Consider the following 10,014-nt stretch of genomic DNA (forward strand, 5'->3'; position numbering starts at 1 on the left):
GATGGTCGATTTGCCCGCCGGTTGTCCGAGCTGGAGGCCCGGGATCAGAAGGTCTGCAAGCCTGGTAAACAAGCTCCTGCGCCTCGCCCGTTACGACGCCCGCGAACCCGCGCCCGCACCGCGGCCTATCGACCTCGCCCAACATGCGGTCGACACCATCGCGCGCCTGACACCGCTTGCTGGCAGTCGGTCGATCGATCTTGGCATCACCCGCCGGGATAAGGCCGTCACGAACGGAGCCCTTGCCGACCTCGAAATCATCCTCGACAATTTGGTCGAGAACGCCGTGCTGTACACGCCACCGAGCGGAACCGTCGACGTCGCGGTGATGGTCGCCGGGCAAGAAGCACGGATCGAAATCCGCGACACAGGACCCGGGATCGCGGAAGAAGAGCTGCCCCGTGTCTTTGAACGGTCCTTCAGGGCAATGCCTCAGGATGGCGAGGGAAGCGGCTTGGGGCTGGCGATCGCGAAAGCTGCAGCCGAAAGACAAGAAGTGCGGCTCACACTCGCCATGCGCGAGGATGAGCCCGGTCTTATCGCATGCCTCGTTGTACGGCTGGCCCCAAACGAAGGCGTCGCGTTAGTTCCCCTAACGCGGGAGATTGCGAACGGAATGATTACGATAATTGAATGAGAAAATGCAACGGATCTAGGTCTCATTAAGGGTCGTCGACATCGGGATCGTGCAAGTACCCCAGTTGACAGCAGCGGATACGCGCTGCGCTTCAGTCGGCACCTTTTTTCTCATCCTTGATCCGCCTGAAAGCTAGTTGAAAGCTTGGGTCAGCTATCTTGCCCTTATCGCAGAGGAGCGCGTGGCCGTCGTGGCAACGTAAGTGCGATACGAAACTCAGGAGGAGATCCAATGCGTTCTACACGCACGTTATTCAATTCAGCTGCACTGTCCGTCGTCATGCTCGCGTCGATGCTTGAAGCAAATTCTGCCCATGCAGCCGGCAAGATCACGTTGATGGTCGGCGGCTACGAGAAGCAAATCTATCTGCCAGCAAAACTCGCTGAAGGCCTCGGCTATTTCAAGGATGAAGGCCTCGATGTCGAGCTTCTGAACGAACCGGCCGGCGTCGATGCCGAGAACCAGCTTCTGGCCGGCGCGGTCCAGGGCGTTGTCGGCTTCTATGACCATTGCGTCGACCTGCAGGCCAAGGGGAAGTTTGTCGAATCGGTCGTCCAGTTCAGCCAAGCTCCAGGCGAAGTCGAACTCGTCTCGGCCAAGCATCCGGAAATCAAGTCCATCGCTGACTTCAAGGGTCACAGCGCTGGGGTCACCGGCCTTGGTTCCTCGACCAATTTTCTGACCCAATACATGGCCAACAAGGCTGGCCTGAAGGCCGGCGACGTCACCTCCGTTCCGGTCGGTGCAGGCGCGACCTTTATCGCCGCCATGCAGCAGGATGCGATCCAGGTAGGCATGACGACAGAACCGACGATCTCCCGTCTTCTGAAGACCAAGGAAGCAACAGTACTCGTCGATATGCGCACGATGGAAGGCGCACGCCAGGCGCTCGGCGGCACCTATCCCGCAGCCTCGCTCTACATGGAAACCTCATGGGTCGACGCCCACAAGGCCGATACCCAGAAGCTTGCGAATGCTTTCGTGAAGACGCTGCGCTTCATCAATACGCATTCCGGCGCCGAGATCGCCGACAAGATGCCGAAAGAATATTACGTCGGCGACAAGGAAGGATACGTCAAAGCGCTCGACGAAGGTAAGGCGATGTTTACCGCCGATGGCCTGATGCCGGAAGATGGTCCGAAGACCGTTCTCTCGGTTCTTTCTTCATTCTCGAAAAATATGCAGGGCAAGCAGATCGATCTTTCGAAGACCTACACCACGGAATTCGTCAAAAAGGTCATGTAAGCGGCTTTCAGATCCGCCTCCGGCACGTTCGCCGGCGGCGGACATGTCCTCGGCTTCGCGTGCGAGCCTAACGAGCGCGCGTCAGGAAAACCAATGTCAGACATCAGCATTCGGAAGCCGGCAATCGAGCTTCTCAATGTCAGCAGGCGCTTTGTCTCTCCGACAGGCAAGTCGCTGACAGCATTGCGCGATTTCACCATGTCCGTGGAAGAAGGCGAATTCGTCGCTGTCGTAGGCCCGACCGGCTGCGGCAAATCCACCACGCTTAACCTGGTAACGGGTCTTGCGCGGCCGAGCGCCGGCGAGGTCAGGCTGATGGGCGGACCGGTTGACGGTATTGATCCGCGCGTCGGCTTCGTTTTCCAAACGGACGCGCTCTTTCCCTGGAGGAATGTCATCGACAATGTTATGACCGGCCCCCTGTTTCGCGGCAAGAGTAGGACGGAAGCAGAAGATAGCGCCAAACGCTGGCTTCAGCGCGTCGGCCTTTCAAAGTTTCTGCATCACTATCCGCATCAGCTTTCGGGCGGTATGCGCAAGCGCGTATCGTTGGCGCAGACCTTCATCAACGAGCCGGAAATCCTGCTGATGGATGAACCCTTCTCGGCGCTCGACGTGCAGACCCGCACCGTGATGCACGAGGAATTGTTGAGACTGTGGGCGGAGCGGAAAGCTTCGGTCGTTTTCGTGACCCATGATCTGGAGGAAGCCGTCGCGCTTGCCGACAAGGTCTATGTGCTCACAGCCGGCCCAGCCACGGTCAAGTCCGTCTACACGATCGAGCTTCCACGCCCGCGTGTCGTGTCGAAAATTCGCTACGAGCCGCGCTTCATCGACTATTGCAAGACGATCTGGGAGGATCTCCGCCAGGAGGTCGAGGCCAGCTATCGCCGTTCCAGCGAAGCTGCGTAAGGAGACAAGCATGGCAAACATCATCGCAGACGACGTACCGGCCGTCGTATTTCGCCCCGGCACATCGGATTCCGAAATCGAGGCCGCAGCGCTCCGCGCGATCAAGAGACGTAAGCAGCAGGTTCTGTCGCTGCAGATCGGGATCTTCGTCGCGGTTGTGGCACTCTGGCAGCTGTCATCCAACCTGCTTTGGATCGACCCGTTTTTCTACTCCAGCCCGAGCGACATTATCTTTCGTCTCTACGATTGGGCGGTCAACGGGACCAGTGAAGGTTCACTTTGGTACAACCTCTGGGTGACGATGGAAGAGGCTCTGATTGGCTTTTTCTGCGGCTCCATTACCGGCGTCATCGTTGGTGTAAGCCTCGGTCGCAACCGTTTTCTGTCGGATGTTCTGTCGGTCTATATCAAGGCGATCAATTCCATTCCGCGTGTGGTTCTGGCACCGATCTTCATCATGATCCTCGGCCTTGGCCTGCCATCCAAAGTGGCGCTTGCCTTCATCATGGTATTCTTCGTCGTGTTCGCCAATGCGTTCCAGGGGGTTCGTGAAGCCGACCGCAACATGATCGCCAATGCGAGGATCCTCGGTGCTTCTGATTGGCAGGTCACGCGGGCCGTGATCGTTCCTTCGGCCATGAGTTGGATTTTTGCGAGCCTTCACGTCTCCTTCGGTTTTGCCATCATCGGCGCTATCGTCGGGGAGTTTGTCGGCGCCCGCTTCGGTATCGGCCAGCTGATTTCAATCGCCAAGGGTACCTTCGACGCTGCAGGTATGTATGCCGCGATCGTCCTTGTGATGATCGTAACGCTGATCGCGGAATTCATCATGACGCATATCGAAAATCGCTTGGCGAAGTGGCGCCCGCAGCAGAGCCTCGACATTCAATGATCCTCCCAGGGAATCAGCACAGAACACCGACGCCGGGTATTTTTGTTGCAGGATCTGTTCGATCAGGGGCCGACAGCCGGAATTCTCACCGTCAGCAGCAGCCCTCCGGTCGTCGCGTCCCTGAGCGTGACGTTTCCGCCGGCGCCGGTCACCACTTCCCGCACGATCGCCAATCCTAGCCCGCTTCCTTCAGCCTGTGTTCCGACAATCCTATAGAACCGCTCGAACACATGGTCCCTTTCGCCCTCGGGAATGCCGGGGCCGCTGTCCTCGATCTGCAGCACGGCCTCGTCTCCCTCCCGCGTGGTCCTCACCGTCACGGTTCCGCCACGCGGGGTATAGCGCAGTGCGTTATCCACGAGGTTGACGACCATCTCGCGCAGCATCGTGCCATCGCCCTCCACGAAGATCGGCTGCTCGTCGGCCTCGAGGCCGAGGTCCATACCACGTCCCAATGCTTCCTCCGCATGATATTCCAGGATTTGGCGGACGGTTGCTGCAAAATCGATCCTGTCGCTACGAGGCCGACGGCTTCCAGGCTCCGCACGTGAGAGGGTCAGCAGCTGGCTTGCCAGTCGTGTCATAAGGCGCGTGCTGGTTCGCAGGGACTGCAGGGCCTCTTCGCGCCGCGCCGGGTCTGCCTCGCGCGCCGCCACGCTTGCCTGCATCGCAATGAGCGCGAGGGGTGTTCGCAGTTGGTGTGCTGCGTTTGCGACAAACCGCCTCTGTGCCGCGATCTGGTTTTGCACGCGCTCCATATGGTCGTTGAGCGTAGCGACCAGGGGGCGCAGTTCCGTCTGCACGATGTCGAGCGACAGCGGATCAAGCCGCTCACGCCCCCGGTCGCGAACGGCGTCGCGCAGGCGCAAAACCGGCGCCAAGCCGCGCTGCAGCCCGACAATCGTGACAGTTCCAGCAAGTAGCACGAGGACCAACTGTTTGCTGAAATCCGATAACCAGAGCCTGTCCCTCATCGCCGTCCACCCGTTGCGGGTCGCCGCGACGGTTACCGCTATATCGCCTTGCTGCTTTAATCCGACCAGAGGATGGTAAAGCGTCAGCAGGCGCACCGGGCTATCGTGAAAGACTGCTTCTTCGCCGATTCCCGGCCTGGTCGATTCCGTTAGGTCCGGAAATCCGGCGACAAGATTGCCCCAGGCAGTGATCACCCGGTAGAAAACACGGTCCTGATAGCCGGTATCGAACATTTCCAGCGCCGCCGGCGGTATATCGATCTGCGCTGCTCCGCTCTCGTCGACGGTGACATCCTCGGCAATGACGCGCGCCGAGGCCATCAATGTCTGGTCTAAGATAAGGTTGGCCGTCGCGTTGGCTGTGAGGAAACTGAGGTAGAGATTGATACAGATCGCGCCGATGAGGGTCAGAAATATCCATGCCAACAGCTGGATGCGCAGACTTGCGCCGAGCAGCCGGATGGCTTGCCAGGCGCCTTTTCCGAGACTTTTGACGTTTTCACCCAGCATGGCGCAACATGTAGCCAAGGCCGCGGAGCGTTGCAATCTGGGCGGAGCTGCCCTCGAGTTTCTTGCGCACCCGATGGACGTAGATTTCGATCGCGCTTGCGTCCGCTGCGTCGTCGAAGCCGAAGACGCTTTCCGACAATGTTGCCTTTGCGACCGTCGTACCGACCTTTAGGGCAAGTTGTTCGAGTACCGCATGTTCTCGCGGCGTTAGAACCAGCGTCTCGCCCGCCAGGGTGAACTGGCGCGTGCCGCCGTCGAAAATTAGATCTCCGATGGCTATCTGGGGCGTTGCCCGGTCATGGCCGCGCCGGACAAGCGCACGGATGCGGGCTTCCAGCTCCGCTATTTCGAAAGGTTTGGCAAGATAATCGTCCGCGCCCCCATCCAGTCCGGCGACCCTTCCATCGAGGCTGGCATTGGCGGTGAGGATGATAACCGGGACCTTGTTGCCGGCTTGTCGGAGCCCCTTGAGCAGCGTCATTCCGTCAATTTTCGGAAGCGACAGATCGAGAATGACGACGGCGTACTCCGCTACCTTCAAGAGATGCCCCGCGTCTTCGCCGTCATGTGCGATATCGACCGCATAATTCGCCTGCTTGAGCGCCTTGCCAAGCCAGGCTGCTAACTCGTGATTGTCTTCGACAAGCAGGATTTTCATAGGAGGACACTACTACAAATCATCCGGAAATGTCGCGACGTTAGAGGTGCTACTCCTAGCATAAAAAGCGCAACTAAGAAGAGACGGCACTATCGATGACTTCTCGGAGAAGGGAGGTCGTGGAGTCCTTCAAAAGTTCATAAGGCCATCACCTGTGCATGAATTTCCGCCTCGCAGCTCGCGCAACGCTCTCGGCCAAGATCAGCAGGCATCCGACGATCAGTATGCCGGCGGCGATTGAACCGCCAAGTAGCCCCCATTTCACCGAAAAGCCGACGGCGATGATCAGGGCCAGCGCCAAAAGGGCAAGTGCGCCGTCGTCTATGAACATGCCGACGAGTTCGTTGATTGCGATTTTGAGAATGTTCATTGGGCAGGTTCCATATGCGCGTTGTAGTACCGGCGAAGCATTTTGACGGCCACCAAAGAGAAGAGCGCCAATACGCCGAAGATCGGCAGCAGCGAGAGATCGGCGCCCGGCCAAACCGTGCCGATCCCTTCTCCCACCCAGAAAATTCCAAACGCGCTCAGTATCAGGCCAACCACGAGTTTGAGCGTGTTTTCCGGAACGGTCGAGAGCGGCTTGTGAACCAAGAGGCCGGTAAGGAGAACGAGAAGGCACGCCGCCAGCGCTCCCAGGCTCGCATAGCCGAGCATTCCGGGACGTGCGCCGGTGGCGATCACAATGAACACCACTTCCACCCCTTCGAGCAGGACGGCCTTGAATGCTGCAATGCCGGCCAAAAAGTTTGCCCTGCGGTTTTCCGCCTGCCGACGAAGGCTGTCCGTCTCCTCGGCAAATGCCCTTTCCTCGTCATGCAGGTCGATGAAACCAGAAGCACGCAAAATGGCTTTTCTCAGCCAGCGCAGACCGAACAGGATCAGCAGCGTGCCGATGACGAATTGCATAATGTCGATCGGGATGAGGCCGAGTAGCGGCCCGAAGACCAGCACCAGAACGGCGAGAACGAAAAGCGCCAGGCCCATGCCGATGAAGGCCGGCCGCCAACTCTGGGTCACGCCGACCGCAAGGATAATGGTGAACGCTTCGACGACCTCCACGAAGGAGCCTAGAAAGGCTGCTGTCACCGTGGAGATGATACTTGTTATTGTTGTCATGATCAGTGTCCGTTTTTGGTCCAGGAGAGTTCGGAAAAGGTCCAATGAGAGTTCAGGCCGTAGGACGGTGCAGCGTTTCGCGGGGAGCGAGAAGCCAGAGCCTAGCCCTAAGTTCCTTTCGCAGCCAGTCGACGCGCACGTCGCACCCGCAGGCGCCAGCAGCGTCCGTGAAAATGCGCTGTCGACGGCCTCGCCGGTCAATGGCGGACAACCATCTTCATGGAGGTCGATGAAGCCGTTTTGCTGCTAGTGGATTGATTCCAACGCTTGGTGCCCACGTTTGACCGCTGCAATGATCTCGTCTGGATCTGCCCTCCAGATGAAGGGTTTTGGTTTTTGGTTATGCTCTTTGACGAAGCGGTTAATGGTAGCCTGTAGGTCGACGACGGACTGGAAGATGCCGTACTTCAGACGTCGGCGCGTCAGCTTCGCAAAGAAGCCCTCGACGGCGTTCAGCCATGAACAGGATGTAGGGCCGAAGTGGAAGGTCCAGCGCGGATGCCTGGCTAGCCAAGCGCGGACCTTCGGCTGTTTATGGGTCGCGTAGTTATCGAGAATAACGTGGACGGCCTTATCCTTTGGCAACTCCGCCTCTATGGCGTTGAGAAAACGGATGAACTCCTGATGCCGGTGACGCTGCATGTTTCGACCGATCACCGAGCCGTCGAGGATATTGAGGGCGGCAAACAGGGTGGTGGTGCCATGGCGCTTGTAATCGTGAGTCATCGTGCCGGCGCGCCCTTTCTTCAGGGGAAGTCCTGGCTGCGTCCGGTCGAGTGCCTGGATCTGGCTCTCGACGGACAGGACAATGGCATGGGCCGGTGGCGAGACGTAGAGCCCGACGACGTCATGAAGCTTCTCGGCAAAGGCCTTGTCGTTCGATAGTTTGAAGGAGCGCCAGCGATGCGGGGCAAGGCCATGCTCATGCCAGATCTTCACAACCGAAGAGGCTGCAATCCCAACGGCCTTGGCCATCGCACGAACAGTCCAATGCGTTGCTTCCTGTTGAGGCGTCTCAAGCGTCAGTGCGACGACCCGCTCAACGAGTTCGCCATCAAGCGGCGCAATGCCGGGCGGTCTGCTCTTGTCGTGCAAAAGGCCATCGACGCCCTCAGTCATGAAGCGCTCCTGCCAACGCCAGACACACGTTTTGGATTTGCCGGTTGTCTCCATGATTGCGACCGTTCCCGAGCCATCACCGCTCATCAAGATGATCCTCGCTCGCCACACGTGCTTCTGAGCAGAAGTTGGAGCTGCAACAATCGCTTCCAAGCGGGCTCGATCCGCCGCGGCCACGTCAAATCTGATACCTGTACGCATACGATATCGTTGCACAACGAAAGTCGAAAAGGAATCCCAAATCGGACTCCTTTGTTTCAATCAATCCACTAGCTATAAGACTATACCAATTAATTCAGGTAGATAACACAGCACATTCCTCGGGATGCAGCAACATTGGGAACGGAACGGTGCCATTTATATCGCGCTTTGTCGCCGGTGAGAGTCCACAACCTTCTGCGACGCAGCCTGTTATGGTGATCGCCGCGTCACAATGCGTATTTAGTAGAACGTTCTTGGTACAAAACTTATAGGCAATACGGCTTGGCGGCGGACCCTGGGGCCTTTCCATGCATCGTCTGAGCATAAAGTCCAGTCTGCTGCTGGCTCGAGATTGTGATCTAGGCGCGAACGTTTCCGTCACCACCTGCCACAACAATGCTTTAAATGGCTGGTGCAAAAGTGTGAGTTACGGGTCGCGGCTCCTCGGCGAATGATGCACGCGTGAACGCGTCGCGCCGCCTTGCCCGGTCGAGGGCGGGATTGATGTTAGCAAGCGGGCTGGTGCTTACAGGGGCCTCGTCGTATTGATCATCGATCACGCCAGGTGGCGGCGCTCCCATCAGTCATTCCTTCCTGCTGTGCACGCCGAATAGATCTCGCGATAGCGCGTCACTGAATTTTGGCACTCCCGATGTCACCGATAATGCTCGCGCGCATACCGATGAAGTAAAGTCCGGGAAGATGCGGCAACTGTTGTGATCCATTGATCAGCGTTCGTCCCTGCTTATCTAACAGATCGAGATTGCCGACGATCCCTTCGAGATCAGCTGCATAACCTGTCGCTGCAATAACGATGTCTGGCGAACAAGCTTGGCGGTCTCTGAAGTAGACTTGATCCTCGTCAAACGATTGCACTTCAGGCACCACCCTTATGTTTCCGGCCTTGATCGCCCTTACCGCGCCATCGTCTAATGCCAGTGCCGTGCCCTCTCTCAGTCGGGTTGCGCCGCCACCTGCTGGCTTTCCCATACCAAACCTTCTCAGATCGCCGAAGGCCACATAACTCGTCGCTGCGAGCGCCACATCGGCAAGTCGCGTCGGAAGCCGTTCCAGCAAGGGGGAAAGGCGATGTACGGTTACTCCGAAAAGCCGCTTCGGCACGAGTGTAGGGCCATGTCTGGAAGACAGCCAAAGAGTAGATGTTTTTCGCGCCGCCAGATGGTTAAGGATATCAAATCCGGAGTTGCCGGCGCCGACGACAAGCACGCTCTTTCTATCATAATCTTGCGGACTGCCAAATTCCGCAGCGTGGATGACCTTGCCTCGAAAACGCTCAAGCCCAACCCACGCAGGTATAATTGGTTTGCGGTCTCGGCCCGTCGCGATGACAACGTTGCGGGCTGCGACAGCCCCTTTGTTGGTCGAGAGGTGATAATTTCCGTTAACAACGGATATGCGATCCACCTCCACCCCGAATTCGATCGCCATCGACTGTTGAGCAACGAATTCCTGGAGATGCTTGACAACGGCATCGCGCTTTGGAAATGCCGGGGTACCAGTTGGATACCGAAGGTTCGGCAAGTGAGAAAGATCTCTGTGGGTGTTGAGTGTGAGCTGGGGATGTCTCGCACGCCATTGGTCACCCACGCGGGTGGCCCCTGACCTGCCACTGAATTTTCATCCGGCGGCGATTAGAGCCTCGGCGGTTTTGAATACGCCAAGTGGCGCGGTGTGAGCAACCGGCGGAAACGCGAAGCTTTCATCTCGCGCAGCGTTGGAGCCGGTT

The 10,014-nt window shown here is 58.0% G+C and carries 10 protein-coding genes; 4 read left to right on the plus strand and 6 right to left on the minus strand.

Annotation, left to right across the window (positions count from 1 at the left end; translation table 11 throughout):
* Position 1: 1 nt before the first annotated feature.
* The 4 genes from GR197_RS32935 (at position 2) to GR197_RS30570 (ending at position 3,686) form a co-directional block, all read left to right on the plus strand.
* Positions 2-637, plus strand: a complete 636-nt coding sequence (locus GR197_RS32935) for a sensor histidine kinase (protein ID WP_246724733.1) — start codon at positions 2-4, stop codon at positions 635-637.
* 231 nt (positions 638-868) lie between these two features.
* Positions 869-1,882, plus strand: a complete 1,014-nt coding sequence (locus GR197_RS30560) for an ABC transporter substrate-binding protein (RefSeq protein ID WP_164016340.1) — start codon at positions 869-871, stop codon at positions 1,880-1,882.
* A gap of 93 nt (positions 1,883-1,975) precedes the next feature.
* Complete coding sequence (locus tag GR197_RS30565; protein WP_164016342.1) at positions 1,976-2,794, plus strand: ABC transporter ATP-binding protein; 819 nt, start codon at positions 1,976-1,978, stop codon at positions 2,792-2,794.
* 10 nt (positions 2,795-2,804) lie between these two features.
* On the plus strand, positions 2,805-3,686 hold the full coding sequence (locus tag GR197_RS30570) for an ABC transporter permease (RefSeq protein ID WP_164016343.1): 882 nt from the start codon (positions 2,805-2,807) through the stop codon (positions 3,684-3,686).
* 62 nt (positions 3,687-3,748) lie between these two features.
* Here the strand turns inward: GR197_RS30570 and GR197_RS30575 are convergent, their stop codons facing one another.
* The 6 genes from GR197_RS30575 to GR197_RS30600 form a co-directional block, all read right to left on the minus strand.
* Positions 3,749-5,170 carry a sensor histidine kinase gene (locus tag GR197_RS30575; RefSeq protein WP_164016345.1) on the minus strand — a complete coding sequence of 474 codons (1,422 nt, stop codon included), beginning with the start codon at positions 5,168-5,170 and terminating at the stop codon, positions 3,749-3,751.
* Positions 5,160-5,828, minus strand: coding sequence for a response regulator (locus tag GR197_RS30580; protein WP_164016347.1), 669 nt, complete (start codon positions 5,826-5,828; stop codon positions 5,160-5,162). The genes GR197_RS30575 and GR197_RS30580 overlap by 11 nt, the downstream gene beginning before the upstream one ends.
* Before the next feature lie 148 nt (positions 5,829-5,976).
* Positions 5,977-6,198, minus strand: coding sequence for a hypothetical protein (locus GR197_RS30585; protein WP_164016349.1), 222 nt, complete (start codon positions 6,196-6,198; stop codon positions 5,977-5,979).
* The gene (locus tag GR197_RS30590; RefSeq protein ID WP_164016357.1) at positions 6,195-6,947 is read right to left on the minus strand and encodes a COG4280 domain-containing protein; all 753 of its coding nucleotides are present in this window, start codon (positions 6,945-6,947) and stop codon (positions 6,195-6,197) included. The genes GR197_RS30585 and GR197_RS30590 overlap by 4 nt, the downstream gene beginning before the upstream one ends.
* A 246-nt stretch (positions 6,948-7,193) precedes the next feature.
* Positions 7,194-8,267 carry an IS630 family transposase gene (locus tag GR197_RS30595; RefSeq protein ID WP_164016351.1) on the minus strand — a complete coding sequence of 358 codons (1,074 nt, stop codon included), beginning with the start codon at positions 8,265-8,267 and terminating at the stop codon, positions 7,194-7,196.
* 630 nt (positions 8,268-8,897) lie between these two features.
* Entirely contained in the window at positions 8,898-9,875 is a 978-nt protein-coding gene (locus GR197_RS30600; protein ID WP_164016353.1) for an NAD(P)-binding domain-containing protein, read from the minus strand.
* Positions 9,876-10,014: the final 139 nt, after the last annotated feature.

It is taken from the genome of Rhizobium phaseoli, assembly GCF_010668805.1.
Lineage (GTDB): Bacteria > Pseudomonadota > Alphaproteobacteria > Rhizobiales > Rhizobiaceae > Rhizobium > Rhizobium phaseoli_A.

Bases quoted from the DNA above. Each gene is read 5' to 3' on its own strand.
- GR197_RS30560 (WP_164016340.1), top strand. From the start codon at position 869: ATGCGTTCTACACGCACGTTATTCAATTCAGCTGCACTGTCCGTCGTC.
- GR197_RS30575 (WP_164016345.1), bottom strand. From the start codon at position 5,170: ATGCTGGGTGAAAACGTCAAAAGTCTCGGAAAAGGCGCCTGGCAAGCC.
- GR197_RS30595 (WP_164016351.1), bottom strand. From the start codon at position 8,267: ATGCGTACAGGTATCAGATTTGACGTGGCCGCGGCGGATCGAGCCCGC.
- GR197_RS32935 (WP_246724733.1), top strand. From the start codon at position 2: ATGGTCGATTTGCCCGCCGGTTGTCCGAGCTGGAGGCCCGGGATCAGA.
- GR197_RS30585 (WP_164016349.1), bottom strand. From the start codon at position 6,198: ATGAACATTCTCAAAATCGCAATCAACGAACTCGTCGGCATGTTCATA.
- GR197_RS30590 (WP_164016357.1), bottom strand. From the start codon at position 6,947: ATGACAACAATAACAAGTATCATCTCCACGGTGACAGCAGCCTTTCTA.
- GR197_RS30580 (WP_164016347.1), bottom strand. From the start codon at position 5,828: ATGAAAATCCTGCTTGTCGAAGACAATCACGAGTTAGCAGCCTGGCTT.
- GR197_RS30570 (WP_164016343.1), top strand. From the start codon at position 2,805: ATGGCAAACATCATCGCAGACGACGTACCGGCCGTCGTATTTCGCCCC.
- GR197_RS30565 (WP_164016342.1), top strand. From the start codon at position 1,976: ATGTCAGACATCAGCATTCGGAAGCCGGCAATCGAGCTTCTCAATGTC.